This window comes from Pontibacter lucknowensis (genome assembly GCF_900156415.1).
Taxonomy (GTDB): domain Bacteria; phylum Bacteroidota; class Bacteroidia; order Cytophagales; family Hymenobacteraceae; genus Pontibacter; species Pontibacter lucknowensis.
Map to the genome: position 1 here is coordinate 402,854 of NZ_FTNM01000003.1, position 17,209 is coordinate 420,062.

Consider the following 17,209-nt stretch of genomic DNA (forward strand, 5'->3'; position numbering starts at 1 on the left):
TTGAGGGACGTTGTGTAGATGGAGGCAGCACGGCTAGATTTTCAGCAACTTAGGATAAAACATATTCTGTATAAGTCGAAGGTGCGTTCGTTTTTGTACGGCGGAACCTTCGATGCAAGCTTTTTTTCCAGTGCAGGGCCGATAGACATTTGGTTCTCTACAGTGGGTAAGATCCGGTACGCCCAGGAACCTGAAATTTTACAGCTTATCCGGCTTCATCAGCAAATGAATGAGATCGCGTTAAACCTTTACAAGCTTTACAGTAAGGGACTGATTGAGCAGGCCCACGATGGGCTGAAGGAAGTGGATTTCAGGTCAGATCAGTTTATCCAGATTCTATCAGGCTTAGATGAAAGGCTTCAAAAGGTATAGGTACACATTAAAAGAGGCCGGCAGTTTTAAACTGCCGGCCTCTTTTATATCCTAAAAGCTTATCGAAGTTTCAGATCCACCAGAATCTGCTCGATCTTCTGGCTCAGCTGCCTATTTACAGCATCAAATTCATCTTTAGAAGCCAAAGGCTCATTCACACTGATATAGAACTTGATCTTCGGTTCGGTTCCTGACGGACGAGCAGATATCTTGCTGCCGTCTTCGGTCAGGTATTGCAGTACATTGGAACTCTCCAAATCCAGTCTGGACTCCTCTCCAGTCAACAGATTTTTTCGGGTGCTGTGCTTGAAGTCGCTTACCTCTACCACTTTAGAACCGGCAATGGTCTGCGGTGGATTGGCACGCATGTCGGCCATCATTTGCTGTATTTCCTCTGCACCACGCTGTCCTTTTTTGGTGAAGGAAACCAGTTCTTCTTTGTAGAAGCCATGGCGGGTATAGATCTCCACCATCATCTCGAACAGGCTCTGTCCTCTGTCTTTTGCCACAGCGGCCATTTCGGCGATCAGGGCGCAAGCCGAAATGGCATCTTTGTCACGCACGAAGTCACCGATCATGTAGCCGTAGCTCTCCTCGCCGCCTCCGATGTACGTTTCCTTGCCTTCCAACTCACGGATCTTCTCAGCGATGTACTTAAAGCCAGTCAGGGTCTCGTACATGGTCACATTATAGCTATCGGCAATGTCCTTGATTAGATCGGTGGTCACGATGGTCTTCACAATGAATTCCTTACCAGTTAGCTTGCCAGCTTTCTGCCATGCCAGCAGGAGGTAGTTCATTAGCAAAGCACCCGTCTGGTTACCGTTCAGGAGCTCAAACTCGCCTTCCAGGTTTCTTACAGCTATACCTACACGGTCAGAGTCGGGGTCAGTAGCCATCACGAGGTCCGCGTCAATTTCTTTGGCTTTGTTCAGTGCCAGGGTCATGGCCTCTTTCTCCTCTGGGTTCGGGTATACTACGGTCGGGAAGTTACCGTCTGGCGTAGCCTGCTCCTCTACTACATGCACGTTGGTGAAGCCAAATCGCTTGAGTACCTCCGGTACCAAAGTTATACCTGTACCGTGTATGGAGGAGAACACAATCTTGAGGTCATGCTGGTTTTTAATAGCATCCTGTGAAATGGAAAGGTTCTGCACCTTGGCCATATAAGCTTCGTCCATTTCTTGGCCCAGCATGTGGATGTTGCTTGATTTTGCCTCCCATTTTACCTCGTCAATCGACGTGATTTTGTTCACCTCCGCGATGATGTTCTTATCGTGTGGGGCAGTTACCTGTGCACCGTCGTTCCAGTATACCTTGTAGCCGTTATACTCTTTCGGGTTGTGAGAGGCCGTTACCACCACACCGCTCTGGCAGCCAAGGTGACGGATGGCAAAGGATAGCTCCGGGGTAGGGCGAAGGGCTTCAAACAGGTAAGCCTCAATGTCGTTGGCCGAGAAAATATCAGCGGCGATGCGTGCAAACACATCAGAGTTGTTACGGCAGTCGTGTGCAATAGCCACTTTCACACGTTCACCCGGGAAGTTCTGCTTCAGGTAGTTGCAAAGGCCCTGCGTCGCCATACCCAAGGTATAGCGGTTCATACGGTTGCTGCCCGCGCCCATGATGCCGCGCAGACCACCTGTTCCAAATTCCAGGTCTTTGTAAAAGGCGTCGGCCAGTGCTTCGTGTTCGTTGCGCTCGAGCAGATTGTTTATTTCTGATTTGGTAGCATCGTCGTAGTTGCCGCTCAGCCAGGCGTTTATTTTCTGCTGTATAGCTGGTTCAATCATAGTCTTTTTGGTAATGTATGTTGTTGATGATAATGTCGTTAGTATGTTTAAAGACAACATGGCGCGAGCGTCCTCGCTCGTGATCTGCTATCGTGGGGCCTCTGGCCCAGTTGTAGCTATTGCAACCTGATTTGTTTCATTGCTTCGCCTGTGCGGCGGGCACTCACTTTTTTCCTTGATGAAAAAATCGAGGCCCCTACCCCCACTTGCTGACCGCTCAAACAAAAAATCGTCGGTTGTGCACTTGGCAGGGCTGTTTGCTACGTAGGTTACGTGCGAGTTACTATGCAATGCGTGCCTGTGCTCTGTGTTCTCAGTGGCATGTGCTACTGGGCTTATACCTACAAAACCTTTTCTAAGCTTGCGTCCTGCTAGCCTAAAGCTTTGTCCTTATACTTCCAATTGCACAAAAAATCACACCAGCCCTTCGTTTACCGCTTAACGGTTCTGAGAACTGGTGTGATTTGAATATAGCAAAATCGGAGTATCTAACACGGGTTACACCGTGCTATACTTGGCTTGCGGCTTAAAGGTTACCACGTAACGCCTGCTCACGCTCGATGGCCTCGAACAGGGCTTTGAAGTTGCCTTTACCAAACGATTTGGCTCCTTTGCGCTGGATGATTTCGTAGAATACAGTAGGTCTGTCTTCTACAGGTTTCGTGAAGATCTGTAGCAAATAGCCCTCATCATCGCGGTCTACGAGGATGTTCAGCTTACGCAGGTCTTCCATATCTTCGTCGATGTGACCGATGCGCTCGATCAGGTCTTCGTAATAGGTCTCCGGAACGTACAGGAACTCCACGCCACGGCGACGCAGTTCCGCTACGGTATGCAGAATATCGTTGGTAGCCACCGCGATGTGCTGTACACCGGCACCCTTGTAGAACTCCAGGTACTCGTCAATCTGCGATTTCTTCTTGCCTTCAGCTGGCTCGTTGATCGGGAACTTGATGTATCCGTTGCCATTCGAAACCACTTTCGACATCAGGGCGGTATACTCTGTGCTAATGTCTTTGTCGTCGAAGGTAAGCAGCAGTTTGAAGCCCATTACATCTTCGTAGAACTTCACCCACTCGTTCATGTGGCCAAGTTCCACGTTGCCTACGCAGTGGTCCACATACTTCAGCCCTACCGACTCAATATCAAGCTGGCTTTGACGTGCCACATAACCCGGCATGAACACGCCGTTGTAGTTTTTGCGCTCCACAAAGGTATGGATGGTATCGCCGTAGGTATGGATGGAGGCTACTTTTACCTCACCGTGCTCGTCGGTGAGCGTCTTCGGCTCCATGGCGGGTTTAGCGCCACGCTCTACCGTACCACGGAAAGAAGCCTCGGCATCATCTACCCACAGGGCCAGTACTTTCACACCGTCGCCGTGCTGGTGCACGTGTTGGGCGATATCAGAATTCGGGTCCAGTGAAGTGGTCAGCACCAGGCGGATTTTCTCCTGCTGCAGTACATACGAAGCGCGATCTCTTACACCCGTTTCAGGTCCGGCATAGGCGATCAGTTTAAAACCAAAAGCCGTCTGGTAGAAGTGAGCAGCCTGCTTGGCATTACCCACATAAAACTCAATATGGTCTGTGCCGTTCAGCGGCAGAATATCTGTTGCCATAGGTATAGGTATGGTTTAAGAAATGTTTTGTGTAAAAATACAGCTTTTATGCGTTTATCAAAACCCGGGTAGTGCCGCTGTAAATTATCATTGTTAATTCTTGCAATTACTACGGCATGTTTCCAACTTTGTAAAAAACAGAATGACGCTATGAACGCAAATGCACTAAACAGTTCGCTGGTGGCCATCATCAGCAAGAAAGAAGAACTGAATGCGCTTGATTATAATGACGAGCGCTACGACGATATTGAGGAAGAACTGCACGACCTGGAAGACGATTTTAACGAAGAGTACGGTGACTACCTGGAGGATGTACTGGAGGATGTGCATGGCAAGCTGCGCTCCGATGCGGATATCCTGCTGCCAACCGCCTACCTGCCGAGCTCACTCAATGGCGACCATATAACACCGGATGGTGAGCGTGAAGGCGTATGGGTTGAGTCAGATGAGTTTCCGGGTATAGAGATGCGCCTGGTATTGACTGCCAATCCTGCCCGCTTCGTGGTGCTGATCGGTGATCAGGAACGTGAGCTCTGGAAGGCGGAGTAATCAGTTAACAACACATACAAAAAGAGGTGGTCAGACACTAGGAACCGACCTGCCTCATATCATACTCAAAACCGCTTTACGCTACAATCTGCTGGCGTAAAGCGGTTTTTTCTGCTTTATATTCAGAAGTTATCAGCTCAGATACGTGTTTCGCCTGTTGGAAGCAACAAAAGGGTATCATCTTAGTATTCAGGAGTATAAAGTGATGGTGTTCGGCTTTGTTTCGGCTGGAAGGTATGGTGTTTCTGCAACATCTGTAGTTTAGAAACAAAAGAGCAGACCTGCATCACCTGGGTATGGCTATATCTAATGTGTGGCTTATGAAAAAGAGTTTTTGGATACTATGCTTGTGCCTTTTGTGCCTCAGTGCCTCGGCGCAGCAGCTTACCATTACCGCAGCTGAAAAGGACAGTGTGGTAGAGCGGGTGGTGGCGCTGTTGGAGCAGAACTACATTTTTCCGGACAAGGCAAAAGAGATGGGAAAGTACATCCGATCACAACACATGCAGAAGGCATACGATCAGGTAAATAACTACCAGCAATTCGCAGCGGTTTTGTCCTCAGATCTGCAGAAAACGCACCGTGACGGGCACTTAAACCTGAAATATAGCCCTGGGCTGGTAAAAATGCTGAAAAGCTGGAAATCTGCCTCAGAGCCTGGACCAGAGGTAATGCAGGAGCACCTGCGGATGGCGGAGCGCAATAATTTTGGCTTTACAAAGGTGGAGCGCCTGCCTGGCAACATCGGCTACATCAACTTCAGCCAGTTTTTTCCGGTCAGTGAGCAAGCCCGCCAGACAGTAGCAGCAGCTATGGCATTTGTCGCAAACACGGATGCGGTTATACTCGACTTGCGCTACAACGGGGGAGGGCATCCTGAAATGGTGCAACTGGTGATGAGCTACTTTTTTGATGAGAAGCCTATTCACTACAACAGCATCTATGACCGCCCTCGCAATACTACCAAAGAGTACCACACCCTAGCAGAAGTAGATGGAAAGCGAATGCCAAAAACTGATCTGTACGTGCTTACGAGCAGCAGCACCTTTTCTGCGGCCGAAGAACTGACCTACAACCTGCAGTCGCTAAAAAGGGCGACGATAGTGGGCGAGACAACGGCCGGTGGCGCACACCCTGTACAGCCCTTCATCGTGAACGATCAGCTTGTGCTGGATATACCTGTTGCCCGATCAGTCAATGCCATTACCCAAACCAATTGGGAAGGAACCGGTGTGGAGCCCGATATTAAAACCGAAGCTGACAAGGCACTGCTACAGGCGCAGGAGTTGGCGCTAAACAAACTGCTTTTAGCCAGTACTGACGCACAGGACAGAGCTTTGCTGGAATGGGAACTGCAGCATGTAAAAAGTGAACTGCAGCCTGTGCAGCTAGATAAGAAAGTGATGTCGAAGTATGCCGGCAGGTATGGCGAAAGGCTTGTCAGTCTGCAGGGAAATGAGCTTTATTACCAGCAAAAAGGCAAAGCACAACGAAGACTGATTCCGATCACTGATACCATTTTCCGCATCGACGGTCTTCCTCACCTGCGCATCGAAATGGTAAAAGATGCGTCCGGAAATGTAAGAAAGCTGTTAGAGCTACAGGCAGGCAGTTCCTTTAATGAGTTTGCACGCTCCAACTAATGCCCTTATCGCAGGTATACCGCAGGTGACCATCCTTTTCCGGCAGTAATTCACTTGCAGAAGTTTCTCACGTCTGAACTTTTAACTATCTTCCATCTGCCATCTTGTTATACCTGATAAGCCCTCCCATATGCAACCAATCCTGAATGCAACTGAACTGTCTTCTGTACTGAAGGAAAATCACAAACTGGTCTTGATCGACGCCCGCTCCGGACCCAATGGCCGCGCTAAATATGAAAAGGAGCACCTGGCCGGAGCCCTGCATGTTGACCTGGACAAAGACCTGGCTGATGTGAAAGCTGATGCTGCACAGGGTGGCCGGCACCCCTTGCCGGAACCTGATCAATTTGCCGGGTTGCTAGGCCGGCTAGGTATAACGCCTTATAGCCAGGTGGTGGTATATGATGACATGAGCGGAGCGAATGCTGCCTCCCGCTTCTGGTGGATGCTACGGGCTACGGGACATGATCAGGTGCAGGTATTGGATGGCGGCTATCAGGCAGCTGTAGCAGCCGGTATACCTGTCAGCAGCGGAGTGGAGCAGGCAACATCTGTTGATCCATATCCTTTCAAAGCATGGGAACTGCCGACTATCTCCATGGAGGAAGTTTCAAAGGCAGTAAAGGATCCGGATTACCTGGTGATTGATGTGCGTGATGCAGCACGCTACCGTGGGGAGACCGAACCGATTGATCTGGTGGCAGGGCATATTCCGGGTGCTGTTAACATTCCTTTTCAAAGTAATCTGACGCAGGACGGTACCTACCTGTCGCCTGAGACTTTGAGGGGGAAATATAGCCAGGCAGTAGGCGAGCGGGATCCGGAGCATGTGGTGGTACACTGCGGCTCCGGCGTAACGGCCTGCCACACAGCGCTGGCCATGGACTATGCGGGATTGGGTATACCGACTCTCTACGTAGGTTCCTGGAGCGAATGGTCACGCAATGACCGCCCGATCGGAACAGGGGCCTGATATAGGTATAAACGAAAAGCGGCTGCTGAATAAATTTCAGCAGCCGCTTTTCGTTTGGCAGGTATAGCTCTTAGTAGCCAAGCTTCTGGCGCACACGCTCCAGTACCGGCGTGGCGATGGCTTTGGCTTTCTCAGCGCCTTCCAGCAGTTTCTTGTCTATTTCGGCCAGGTTGTTCATGTAGTAGTTGAAGAGCTCACGCTCCTTGGCAAACTTGCGCAGGATCAACTCATACAGCGCCTGTTTGGCATGGCCGTAGCCGTAACCGCCGTTGAGGTAATTGTTGCGCATCTGCAGAATCTCTTCCGGTGAGGCCAGCAGACTGTAGAGTTTAAAGGTCGTGTCTTCGTCCGGATCTTTCGGGTCTTCCAGCGCAGTGCTGTCCGTTACGATGCTCATGATCGTTTTGCGCAGCGGCTTGTCGGCCTCAAATATGTCGATGATATTGCCGTAAGACTTGCTCATCTTCTCACCGTTGATGCCCGGAACAGTCATGACCGTTTCATCGGTCTTTGCCTCCGGAAGGACAAATGTCTCACCGTAGATGTGGTTAAATGAGCTGGCAATATCGCGGGTGATCTCGAGGTGCTGGATCTGGTCTTTGCCCACAGGCACAATGTTGGCGTCATACATCAGGATGTCGGCCGCCATCAATACCGGGTAGGTAAAGAGGCCGGCATTCACATCAGATAGTCCTCTGCGGCTTGATTTGTCCTTGAACGAGTGCGCATTGGCCAGCATCGGGAAAGGAGCGAAGCAGTTGAGGTACCAGGTCAGTTCCGTCACCATCGGTACGTCTGACTGACGGTATAGAATATGTTTATCGGTATCGAAACCACAGGCAAGCCAGGCGGCGGCTACCGAATAGGTGTTGTGACGCAGCACCTGTGGTTCGCGGATAGTTGTCAGGGAATGAAGGTCGGCGATGAAATACAGCGCCTGCTCCTGGGATGCCTTCGAAAGTTCGATGGCTGGGAGGATAGCACCCAGCAGGTTGCCCAAGTGTGGACGGCCTGTGCTCTGAATGCCCGTAAGGTATCGTGCCATAGTCGGGAAAATGGTTTACAGTTGCAAAATAACGCAAATTGCTGAAAACACCCTTAGCCCGGCTACGACAATTCTATACCTAAAGCTTTAAAGTTTCTTTAGAGAGTAATTTCTGGAGTTGCTGATCTCGTCCTGTGTATTGCTCAGCAGCTTCACCTCTGTGTCACTTACCTGCAGAAAATACATGGGGTCGATGTCGCCGGCAGTAGGTATAAGCTGCAGCACTACTGCGTCAGGGTTTTGCTTGTTGCCTTTGGCCAGGAACCATTTGCCGCTGCTGTTCACCACACTCTTATCAGCTGGTTTGCCTATGTATACCTGTTTCATAGTGAAGGAGCCCTTGGAATTGCCATTCAGGGTAAGTTCAGTTTTGATACCCTGGCAGTCCTTGCAGGCGATCGTGCCCATAAAAGTGCCGCTCGGAGGAGCCAGGGCGGGAACTGCTGACGGCGCTTCTTCTGCCGGCTTTGCAGCGGTGCCTTTTGCTGTAGAGGACTTTGCTTTTACAGGAGCTTTCTTAGCAGTTGCTTTTTTACCCCCGCCACGGTTTTCTTCCAGCCATTCCTGATAACTTTTGCCGGACTGCGCCTGTACCTGCTGCAAGCCCAGTGTAAGATTGAATAGGACGATAAGTGTGAGTATTGTTCTCATGCGATGTAGGATTTGTCGTTCAGGGTGAATCATATCAGAAAATATACCAGTTTTTCAGAAGTATCCTTTTGAACAGGCTATTTCTGTTAAAACTGTTGTTAAATGTTAATTATTGTGCGCATCTGCGAATCACGCTTCATGCGGTGGTCCTGATATGATGTAGTAGGATGTGAGATACGAAAGTAGGAGGAGAGGGTTTTCAGCAGTAGAACCTGAGCTTATGGATTGCATTATTTTCTGGCTCTAACTGGATGGCACCCCTATAAAAAGCAAATGACCAGGCGCTTCATTTAAGAGCAGACACCCAGCCATTCAAAAAAAATCAAATCAAATCTTATAGTTTAAAGTCAATTACATCATAGGCTAGTCTCGGTTTAAGTAAAAAACAATCAATCTTGTATCGTTTAGGCTGTCACCAGCTTTTTGGTTTTCTTTGTTTGGTATACCCTGTTGATGTTACTCACAGTAATGGCGAGGAGTATAAGCGCCACACCCAGCCACTGTATCGTCCATACCTCTTCCTGCAGTACGAGGTAGGACATGGCCACGGCCACCGGCAGTTCAGCCGAACTCAGGATGGCACTCAAGCCAAGGCCGGTACGCGGTATTCCATAGGCGAAGAACAGTGGTGGAATAACGGTGCCGAACACGGCCAACAGTAAGCCCCACTTCAGTAGTCCATCACCCAGCGCCCCGTTCACCAGAAACACCGGAGGGAAGACGCTCATGACAAGTATAGTTGCGCCCGTCAACAAAAGGGCACTCTTGGCGGTAGGGTGCAGGTTGTTGCCGGCCGCACCGTTGATCATCAGAAAAACAGAATAGCAGGCTGCTGCAAGTAATCCGAAGCCGATACCAGCTAAGTCAAAGTCAGGAACAGTGCCTGAGAACAGTCTGCCCGCCATAGCAGTTCCTATCAGTACCAGCAGCACCATCACGATTTGCGATAGCTGCGGCATTTTGCGCTTAATTACCGCTTCCAGCAGCAGGCTCATCCAGGTGAATTGCATCAGGAGCAAGATGGCGATCGAGGCCGGCACCGCCTGCACGCACTTGTAATAGAAGATGCTCACCAGGCCGGTGCTGGTACCCATGGCTACGAGCTTGAGTTTGTCCAGTGCCGAAACACCAAAACTGCGACGCCCCATCAGCTGGCGCACTAGCACAATGCTCCAGAGTATGATAAAGCCAAAGAGGACCTGCGTACCGGTGACGTCACCCAGGGTATAGCCTTCTTTGTAAGCCAGTTTTACGAATGTGGATAGTATGCCGAAGCTGCACGCTCCGAGAAATACCAAAAGGATGCCTCTGAACATAGATGTCCCTTTTGAAAATGGTCAGTAAAAAAATAAGGTAAAGGGGCGGGCTACACAGGCCCAATTAGCGGAAATGGGGACTGTTAGAGGTCGTGCAGGACGTACCCCGTAATGAAAATCTGTGTATGTGCTAAGTGTGCAGCCATTTTGTTTTGCAAGGCCGCAAAGATAAGGGCGTATTTATTTTAAAAGCAAATTTATTTGTAACACAGGCTACTCTTTGCTCTCCTCAGCTGCCACCTCTATCATTGTTGCGGCAGTGCGCTCACCCAGGTAACCGTCTATCAGATAGTGTGCTACATACAGGACAGGGGTGAGCGCAACGGCGATGAAAAATTTGTAAATATAATTGATCGCCGCCACTGACATGACCAGCGAAAGTGGCCAGTTTCCGAAAATATAGAAGGCAACGAAGAGCACGACCACACTATCGATTAGCTGCGACACCAGCGTAGAACCAGTCGCTCTGAGCCAGATCTTGCTGCTGCCAGTGAAGCTGCGCAGCCAGTGGAACACGGTGGCGTCCAGAAACTGCGATATCAGAAAGGCCACCACCGAACCGATGATAATTCCCAGCCCCTGCCGGTAAATGGAATTGAAAGCAAAGTCAATGTTAAAAGGGTTTCCTTGGGCATCCTGATTATTCAGCTCCAGCCAAAATGCAGCTGGCGGCAGACCCGTCACGATGGTGATGACCAGGAAAGCATACAAAATCAGGATGACGGTCAGAATGCTGACTTTCTTCACGCCCTCCTTGCCGAAGTACTCGTTGATGATGTCGGTGGTCACAAACACCACAGGCCAGATAATCACCCCTGCCGTGAGGTTGAAATCGAACTTCTCACCCATGATGCCAATCTGGGCACCCTGCAAACCAAAGAGAGCTTCCGCCGAAAAAATCTTCACACCGATCAACTCAGCCAACAGGGCGTTGGCCAGGAAGATGCCACTAAGGACAAGGAAGAGGTTGGTGCGTTTTTTCTCCAGGGAGGGGGCTGCCGGCATAGGTCGGGTTTTCTTATCACAGCAAGTTTACAAGTTATGGACCGCTAAATCAAATATCATTGCCCTTAGCTTTGCTGCTAACAGTGCTCCAGCTAAAACATTGAGCTGCACCTTCACCAAGTATTTCCTGCCACTCAATAAATATAATATACAGATTGCTAATATTTATAAAAATTGTTTTAAAAAATATTGGATAAAAGCTAAATTTAAATTTGCTAGTTGCTTATTTCAATTAATTCCTTAGTTCTATGAAAAAGATATTTACAGGAGCCGTGCTGCTGCTGTTGTGCTTTGGGTCGGGAGAGGCTGTGGCACAGGGCGGGATGCTCAACAAGCTAAAACAAAAAGCCAACAACATTGCCGAAAAGGCTTTGGACAAGACAATTGAGGACAAAACAGGTATAGGAAACGGCTCCACTAACAATAGCAGCGCTACTGCTGGCAATACCAGTTCCGGCCGGGCCAGAAACAAAGGGGGCGAAGGCCTGATCTCAACGCCGCCTGATGTAAACGCATTTCTGGGAGATGCCGACAAAGCCTTCAAAGCTGGCACTTACGGCGAAGCCCGCTATGCCGTGCAGCAGGCCATGCTGGGAGTAGAGCTTCAGATCGGTCAGAAGATACTCAAGTCGCTGCCGGAGTCGATCAGCGGTTTGAATAAGGATGAAAGTGTAGAGCAGGTGGCCAGCAGCGGATGGGGATGGGCTGGCCTGACCATCATGCGCCAGTATACTGACAATAGCGAGAAGGAACTGCGGGTGATGGTGGCCAACAATTCGGTGATGTTATCGGCTGTAAACATGTACCTGGCAAATGGTGGCTATACCCAGACGTCAGGAGAGCAGCAGAACTGGAAGCAAACCAGAGTGAAAGGACACCGTGCCGTGATCGAGTATGATGATGCCAGTGGTTACAAACTGACCGTGCCTATGGGGCAGTCGTCGCTGCTGGTATATGAGGGCGTCAACTTCAAAAACGAGCAGGAGATGATGACAGCGGCCAATGCGGTGGATATTGATGGCATCAAGAAAATGCTGGGCGAAAAGTAAGCATCATAGAAATCTAGAATGAAACCAGACATGAAAAATATAGCAATCCTAGTCGTTTTTACCTTCCTGCCTGTCCTGGCCTTTAGCCAGGATTTCAGCAAAAGCCTGGCAGAAGCCAAAACCTCTTATACTTCAGGTGATCTCAGTAGTTCCCGCTTTGCCATGGAGCAGATGCTTCGCAGCCTTGATGCGGAGATCGGAAAGGAAATCCTAAAGATGCTGCCGGCAAAAATGGAGGACCGCAATCCAAATGTGAAAGAAGATGACGTGACTGGCGGTGGCGCAGGCCTAGGTATGGGCCTGTTTGTGCATCGCAGCTATGGCCCTGCCACCAATCAGGTCACAATAGATATTATCAACAATTCACCACTGATCAACTCGTTGCAAGCTGTTCTGGCTCTGCCATTTATTGGCAACTCCGGTGACGGCAAACAAAAAGTGGTGAAAGTGCATGGCTATAAAGCAGTGCTGAACAAAGTAGAAGGTATGGAAGGGGCTCCAGCTGGCTATGAATTGCAGATTCCCTTGCAGAACACGCTGCTGACCTTAAAAGCCGACAATACAAAAGAGGACAATATCCTGAAAATGGCTAACAGCCTACCGCTCGATAAAATTGCACAGATGGCACATTAGCCAAGGTATAGCTATACCTCATTCACGTACACAAAAGATGCTTCCCTCAACGGCTAAGTCCGTTTTGGCGAAGACTTCCTTTGCTTCTTCCAGTATAGGTGTGAGGTCTTTGTAGCGCACTGAAAAATGTCCCAGCAGCAAGTGGCGTACTTGCGCGGCAACGGCCATTTCGGCGGCCTGCCGGGCAGTGCTATGGAAGGTATAATGGGCCCGCTCCCGCAACTCGTCCGTAAATGTGGCTTCATGGTAAAGCAGGTCGACTCCTCGTAAGTGGGGGAGGAGGTCGGGCTTATACCTGCTGTCGGCACAGTAGGCGTAGCTGCGGCTGCGCTTGGGCTCCAGCGTAACCACGGAGTTGCGTACCAGCACATTGCCCTGTTCGTCGCGTATGTCCTCGCCCCACTTCAGGCGCACCAGTTGCGGCGGCGTCAGGAAGCCGGGCAGGTTCTCTTTGATCAGCGGACGCGGCTTTGGCTTTTCGCGGAACAGGAAGCCACAGCAGGGTATGCGGTGCTCCATGGGCAGCGTGTGCACCGTGATCTTCTTGTCTTCGTAAATTTTGCGATAAACACTGGTGTCCAGCTCGTGAAATACGAGTTTGTAGCATAGATTAGTGCCGGAGTATTTGAGCTGCAGACTGAGAATTTCGGAGAGGCCGGGAGGGCCGAAGAGGTGCAGTGGCTGTTGGCGGCCCTGCAAATGCATGGTGGAGAGGAGGCCTGCAAGACCGAAGTAGTGGTCGCCGTGCAGGTGGCTGATATAGATATTAGAAATGCGCTGATGCTTTATCTTGTAAAGCATCAGCTGCATTTGGGTTCCTTCTCCGCAATCAATCAGATGAAGCTGATTGTCGATGGTCAGCAATTGGGCGGTATGGTGCCGGTTTGCCGAGGGTGTGGCCGACGAACTGCCGAGTATTCTGAGTTCGAAATCCACAAAGTTGGTTTAACTAGTCTTCCTTGTTGGTCAGGTCCTGCTCGATCTCGTGCAGAAACACGCGGTCGATGGCCTCTTCCACCGTCGGAAGGATGTTTAGCACAGACTCCAGTTTAGAGATCGTGATCAGCTTCATCACGTGGTCCTGCAGGCTGGTCAGAATCAGCAAGCCGTTAGAGGAGTTGCAAAGTCTGTTCGCGATCAGGATAGAGCTCAGTCCTGAAGAGTCGGTATATTTTACGTTATTGAGGTCAAGAATCAGGTTGGTGATCCCTTCAGCATTCAATTTCACGAACTCAGATTTTAAATCCGGAGCGATTGAAGTATCCAGTTTCTTCTCGTCTATCGTGATAATCGTGTAGTTTTCTTTCTTATCAATCGTGTACTTCATAGATCTACCAGTAAAGGATTTAAACGCGAATGTACCAAAATCCACGTTAATAATTCTAATTTTTCTCGTTAAAAATGTTTTCTACTATGTGATTCTCAATGCGTGAGAGCACATTATCGTAACTTTCTTTGTGAAAAGGCTGTCCCGTAAATACCTCGTACAACTCGATGTAGCGGTCCGAAATACTGTTCACCACTTCATCGGTCATTTCAGGTATAGCCTGTTCTTCCTTTCCCTGAAAACCGTTCTCGATCAGCCACTGTCGCACAAACTCCTTCGAAAGTTGCTTCTGCGTTTCACCGTTCTGCTGACGCTGCTGATACCCTTCCAGATAAAAGTAGCGCGAAGAGTCCGGCGTGTGGATCTCATCGATCAGGTACACCTCGCCGTTGTAGCTGCCGAACTCGTACTTGGTGTCTACCAGTATCAGTCCGCGCTTGGCGGCAAGCTCTGTACCCCTTGCAAAGAGTGCCTGGGTATAAGCTTCTAATTTAATATATTCTTGCTCAGATACAATGCCTTTTGCCAGAATTTCTTCACGCGAGATGTCCTCGTCGTGCCCTTCGTCGGCTTTGGTGGTCGGGGTGATGATCGGCTCCGGCAGTTTGTCGTTTTCACGAAGTCCTTCCGGAAGCGCTACGCCGCACACACTGCGTTTGCCAGCCTTGTACTCGCGCCAGGCATGCCCCGCCAGATACCCCCTGATCACCATCTCTACTTTGTATGGCTCGCAACGATACCCGATGGTTACGTTCGGGTCTGGAGTCGATAGCACCCAGTTGGGCACAAGGTCTGCAGTAGCTTTAAGGTTTATGCTTGCTATTTGGTTCAATACCTGTCCTTTATAGGGAATAGCCCGCGGCAACACCACGTCAAATGCCGAAATGCGGTCAGTGGCTACGACTGCCAGACGGTCCTCGAAATAATAAACATCGCGCACCTTACCTCTATAAAAACCGGTTTGCCCGGCGAAGGAGAAGTTGGTTTCTTTTATGGCCTCCATTAGGTCTGTTGGGTTAGAGAAAGGCAAAGTTAAAATTTTTTGTCGGTGCGAGTTATAAGGTATAGGTATAAATGTGAAATGCCTTCGCAGAAAGGATAATCATCTGAGTTTGGACATTGCTGTATACTCTTAAGTATAGCTATAGTTTTATATTATGAAATCTATTGTTTGTACATTATCGAGAATGTTGCGGAGGAGGTGAGATTTTGCTTGCCACCGGCTCGCGGTAATGAATAATGTTGTGCGCCATTCCCTTGAAAATTACAAAATGAAATGGCAGCATCGCATACCAGTATAACCTGCCTGCCAAGCCATCCGGACGAAAAGCGGCCAATTGCTCAAGGTAGTTGCCATCCTTCTCACGATAGATCCGGAACTGCAGCCAAGCCTCGCCGGGCAGTTTCATTTCAGCGTATAGGAGAAGCCGCTTTGCCTGGCGATCGACCGCTAACACACGCCAAAAATCGATAGAATCACCTGCCTGCACGTCTGAGGGGTGCCTCCTGCCGCGCTGCAAACCAACGCCGCCCACCATTTTATCGAGCAGGCCACGTATCTCCCACAAAAAGTCAGTCTTGTACCAGCCACGCTCACCGCCGATGCGCAGGATGTTGTCCATCACTTCCTCCGGCGCTCTGTCGAAACGCATGCGCCGTCGGTCGGTGAGTACGCCGTGTTCTGGTATTTGTACAAAATCCATGAAGTTAAGGCTCATGGTGCCACTCACCAGCGCATCCTTCCAACTGGAGACCACCATGTTTTGCTCCATCTTGGTAAAAGCCAGATTCAGAGCACTCTCGTAACTAAGGCACTTGTGCGGGATCAGCTGTTGTATGCTGCTGTCTTTCACCACGGCATCGTTGCGCAGGCTCTCCACCAGACTGCGGGCCAATGCGTAGTTTGTGCTCGTGACAAAGTATAGCCAGTAGGAGGAGAGCTTGGGCGTGAGCACCGGCAAGGTATAGATGCGCCGCTTCAGGTTTCGTACTTTGGCCAGTTGCAGCAGCATTTGCTTGTAAGTAAGCACATCGGGCCCGCCAATCTCAAAGCGTTCGCCATAGCAGTCCTCACGGCCCAGCACGGCAGTCAGGTAAAAGATGACGTCGCGTATGGCGATGGGCTGGCAGCGGGAGTTGAGCCAACGCGGTGTCACCATCACAGGCAGTTTTTCCACCAAGTCGCGGATGATCTCGAAAGAAGCGCTGCCCGAGCCGATGATGATCGCAGCCCGCAATACTGTGAGAGAAGCTTTGCCCTGCGCAAGCACATCCTCCACCTGCCGGCGAGAAGATAGGTGGCGCGACAAATGTTCGTCGTTGGCAATGCCACTGAGGTAAATCAGTTGTCGGGCGCTTGTTGTATTGAGGTAGCTGACGAAGTTGGCGGCAGATGTTTTTTCGGCCTCCTCAAAGTCAGCCGATCCGGAGCCCATGGAATGCACGAGGTAATAGGCGGCTTCTATGTCACGGGGCAGGTTTTGTAAACTTTCCGGTTTGAGTAAATCTCCCTGAACTACTTGCACCTTACCTTTCAAACTATCTGCCACCTCAAAGCGGCGCTGGTCACGCACAAGGCAGACCACCTCGTGCTGCGCTTCAATCAGTACGGGTAGAAGTCGTTTGCCAATGTAGCCGTTTGCGCCGGTCAGGAGTATTTTCATGCGGGTTATCCAGACAGTTTATACCTGCACAACAGGTATAGCCGGTGAATGTTATGTATGAGCAATTATACTTATTCAAAGATTCTAAACCAACAGGTATAAAGGTTAGCTATTATAAAGTATGTAAAGCATTGGAGAGCAGGTTTATAAAATTGATTTTTCGACGAACTTTAAATTATTTAAAATTTTAATTTGGATTATTTGAAATGCTGCTCTAGCTTTGCATCATCAAGTCTGATATCCCTTGTGGGTATCGATTTATAAAGAAGCGTGGAGAGACAGGCTCTATGAAACGCTAGCAACCAGCCGCAGTGCAAGGTGCTAATTCCTGATTCCGGAAGTCCGGATGTATATAAATTGATAACGTTATGGAAAAGGGAACAACATCAACACCGCTTTTTTTACGATCAACCCCGGCAGCTCAAAGCCTGGTTCTTTCGCATGCCTCAACTTTTGCTACCACCTGTTGTAGCCGAATGTGCATGTGCTGCTGCTGTTGCTAGCAGTGCATTAATCCTCTTTATATCTGCTGCATTTACCGCTTAGCTACAGGCTATACCTGTAATCAC

General features: G+C 49.7%; 15 protein-coding genes and 1 riboswitch. Of the genes, 5 read left to right on the forward strand and 10 right to left on the reverse strand.

Annotated elements, in window-relative coordinates; all coding sequences use genetic code 11:
• Nucleotides 1–431 precede the first annotated feature (431 nt).
• Nucleotides 432–2,165: a phospho-sugar mutase gene (locus BW972_RS12575; protein WP_076422383.1), complete on the reverse strand. Its 1,734-nt coding sequence runs from the start codon at nucleotides 2,163–2,165 to the stop codon at nucleotides 432–434.
• Nucleotides 2,166–2,691: 526 nt separating this feature from the next.
• The gene (hppD, locus tag BW972_RS12580; protein WP_076422384.1) at nucleotides 2,692–3,786 is read right to left on the reverse strand and encodes a 4-hydroxyphenylpyruvate dioxygenase; all 1,095 of its coding nucleotides are present in this window, start codon (nucleotides 3,784–3,786) and stop codon (nucleotides 2,692–2,694) included.
• Between the two features lie 150 nt (nucleotides 3,787–3,936).
• Between hppD and BW972_RS12585 the strand changes: the two genes are divergently transcribed.
• The 3 genes from BW972_RS12585 to BW972_RS12595 all read left to right on the forward strand — a co-directional run bounded on the left by BW972_RS12585 (nucleotide 3,937) and on the right by BW972_RS12595 (nucleotide 6,951).
• Nucleotides 3,937–4,335, forward strand: coding sequence for a hypothetical protein (locus BW972_RS12585; protein ID WP_076422385.1), 399 nt, complete (start codon nucleotides 3,937–3,939; stop codon nucleotides 4,333–4,335).
• A gap of 320 nt (nucleotides 4,336–4,655) precedes the next feature.
• Nucleotides 4,656–5,978: a S41 family peptidase gene (locus BW972_RS12590; protein ID WP_076422471.1), complete on the forward strand. Its 1,323-nt coding sequence runs from the start codon at nucleotides 4,656–4,658 to the stop codon at nucleotides 5,976–5,978.
• Nucleotides 5,979–6,108: 130 nt separating this feature from the next.
• Nucleotides 6,109–6,951: a sulfurtransferase gene (locus tag BW972_RS12595; RefSeq protein ID WP_076422386.1), complete on the forward strand. Its 843-nt coding sequence runs from the start codon at nucleotides 6,109–6,111 to the stop codon at nucleotides 6,949–6,951.
• A 70-nt stretch (nucleotides 6,952–7,021) separates the two neighbouring features.
• Here BW972_RS12595 and trpS read toward each other — a convergent pair whose 3' ends face one another.
• The 4 genes from trpS to BW972_RS12615 all read right to left on the reverse strand — a co-directional run bounded on the left by trpS (nucleotide 7,022) and on the right by BW972_RS12615 (nucleotide 10,968).
• A complete protein-coding gene (gene trpS / locus BW972_RS12600) occupies nucleotides 7,022–7,996 on the reverse strand; it encodes a tryptophan--tRNA ligase (protein WP_076422387.1) in 975 nt (324 codons plus the stop codon).
• 87 nt (nucleotides 7,997–8,083) lie between these two features.
• Nucleotides 8,084–8,647: a copper resistance protein NlpE N-terminal domain-containing protein gene (locus BW972_RS12605; RefSeq protein ID WP_007657889.1), complete on the reverse strand. Its 564-nt coding sequence runs from the start codon at nucleotides 8,645–8,647 to the stop codon at nucleotides 8,084–8,086.
• Between the two features lie 404 nt (nucleotides 8,648–9,051).
• Nucleotides 9,052–9,963: an EamA family transporter gene (locus tag BW972_RS12610; protein ID WP_007657890.1), complete on the reverse strand. Its 912-nt coding sequence runs from the start codon at nucleotides 9,961–9,963 to the stop codon at nucleotides 9,052–9,054.
• 213 nt (nucleotides 9,964–10,176) lie between these two features.
• Nucleotides 10,177–10,968, reverse strand: coding sequence for a queuosine precursor transporter (locus BW972_RS12615; RefSeq protein WP_007657891.1), 792 nt, complete (start codon nucleotides 10,966–10,968; stop codon nucleotides 10,177–10,179).
• 248 nt (nucleotides 10,969–11,216) lie between these two features.
• Between BW972_RS12615 and BW972_RS12620 the strand changes: the two genes are divergently transcribed.
• Complete coding sequence (locus BW972_RS12620; RefSeq protein ID WP_076422388.1) at nucleotides 11,217–12,017, forward strand: hypothetical protein; 801 nt, start codon at nucleotides 11,217–11,219, stop codon at nucleotides 12,015–12,017.
• Nucleotides 12,018–12,047: 30 nt separating this feature from the next.
• Nucleotides 12,048–12,650 carry a hypothetical protein gene (locus BW972_RS12625; RefSeq protein ID WP_076422472.1) on the forward strand — a complete coding sequence of 201 codons (603 nt, stop codon included), beginning with the start codon at nucleotides 12,048–12,050 and terminating at the stop codon, nucleotides 12,648–12,650.
• An 18-nt stretch (nucleotides 12,651–12,668) separates the two neighbouring features.
• On the opposite strand, the gene BW972_RS12630 is transcribed toward BW972_RS12625, so the two are convergent.
• The 4 genes from BW972_RS12630 to BW972_RS12645 form a co-directional block, all read right to left on the reverse strand.
• Entirely contained in the window at nucleotides 12,669–13,586 is a 918-nt protein-coding gene (locus BW972_RS12630) for a ribonuclease Z (RefSeq protein WP_040574312.1), read from the reverse strand.
• A 13-nt stretch (nucleotides 13,587–13,599) separates the two neighbouring features.
• On the reverse strand, nucleotides 13,600–13,977 hold the full coding sequence (locus BW972_RS12635) for an STAS domain-containing protein (RefSeq protein WP_007657896.1): 378 nt from the start codon (nucleotides 13,975–13,977) through the stop codon (nucleotides 13,600–13,602).
• A gap of 55 nt (nucleotides 13,978–14,032) precedes the next feature.
• On the reverse strand, nucleotides 14,033–14,980 hold the full coding sequence (locus tag BW972_RS12640; protein WP_076422389.1) for a phosphoribosylaminoimidazolesuccinocarboxamide synthase: 948 nt from the start codon (nucleotides 14,978–14,980) through the stop codon (nucleotides 14,033–14,035).
• A 175-nt stretch (nucleotides 14,981–15,155) separates the two neighbouring features.
• Nucleotides 15,156–16,640, reverse strand: coding sequence for an SDR family oxidoreductase (locus BW972_RS12645; RefSeq protein WP_076422390.1), 1,485 nt, complete (start codon nucleotides 16,638–16,640; stop codon nucleotides 15,156–15,158).
• A gap of 255 nt (nucleotides 16,641–16,895) precedes the next feature.
• A riboswitch (SAM riboswitch) is annotated at nucleotides 16,896–16,999 on the forward strand.
• Nucleotides 17,000–17,209 lie beyond the last annotated feature (210 nt).

Coding starts and splice junctions, on each gene's coding strand:
- BW972_RS12575 (WP_076422383.1), bottom strand. CDS start 2,165: ATGATTGAACCAGCTATACAGCAGAAAATAAACGCCTGGCTGAGCGGC.
- BW972_RS12615 (WP_007657891.1), bottom strand. CDS start 10,968: ATGCCGGCAGCCCCCTCCCTGGAGAAAAAACGCACCAACCTCTTCCTT.
- BW972_RS12640 (WP_076422389.1), bottom strand. CDS start 14,980: ATGGAGGCCATAAAAGAAACCAACTTCTCCTTCGCCGGGCAAACCGGT.
- BW972_RS12605 (WP_007657889.1), bottom strand. CDS start 8,647: ATGAGAACAATACTCACACTTATCGTCCTATTCAATCTTACACTGGGC.
- BW972_RS12610 (WP_007657890.1), bottom strand. CDS start 9,963: ATGTTCAGAGGCATCCTTTTGGTATTTCTCGGAGCGTGCAGCTTCGGC.
- BW972_RS12595 (WP_076422386.1), top strand. CDS start 6,109: ATGCAACCAATCCTGAATGCAACTGAACTGTCTTCTGTACTGAAGGAA.
- BW972_RS12590 (WP_076422471.1), top strand. CDS start 4,656: ATGAAAAAGAGTTTTTGGATACTATGCTTGTGCCTTTTGTGCCTCAGT.
- hppD (WP_076422384.1), bottom strand. CDS start 3,786: ATGGCAACAGATATTCTGCCGCTGAACGGCACAGACCATATTGAGTTT.
- BW972_RS12645 (WP_076422390.1), bottom strand. CDS start 16,640: ATGAAAATACTCCTGACCGGCGCAAACGGCTACATTGGCAAACGACTT.
- BW972_RS12625 (WP_076422472.1), top strand. CDS start 12,048: ATGAAAAATATAGCAATCCTAGTCGTTTTTACCTTCCTGCCTGTCCTG.
- BW972_RS12585 (WP_076422385.1), top strand. CDS start 3,937: ATGAACGCAAATGCACTAAACAGTTCGCTGGTGGCCATCATCAGCAAG.
- trpS (WP_076422387.1), bottom strand. CDS start 7,996: ATGGCACGATACCTTACGGGCATTCAGAGCACAGGCCGTCCACACTTG.
- BW972_RS12620 (WP_076422388.1), top strand. CDS start 11,217: ATGAAAAAGATATTTACAGGAGCCGTGCTGCTGCTGTTGTGCTTTGGG.
- BW972_RS12635 (WP_007657896.1), bottom strand. CDS start 13,977: ATGAAGTACACGATTGATAAGAAAGAAAACTACACGATTATCACGATA.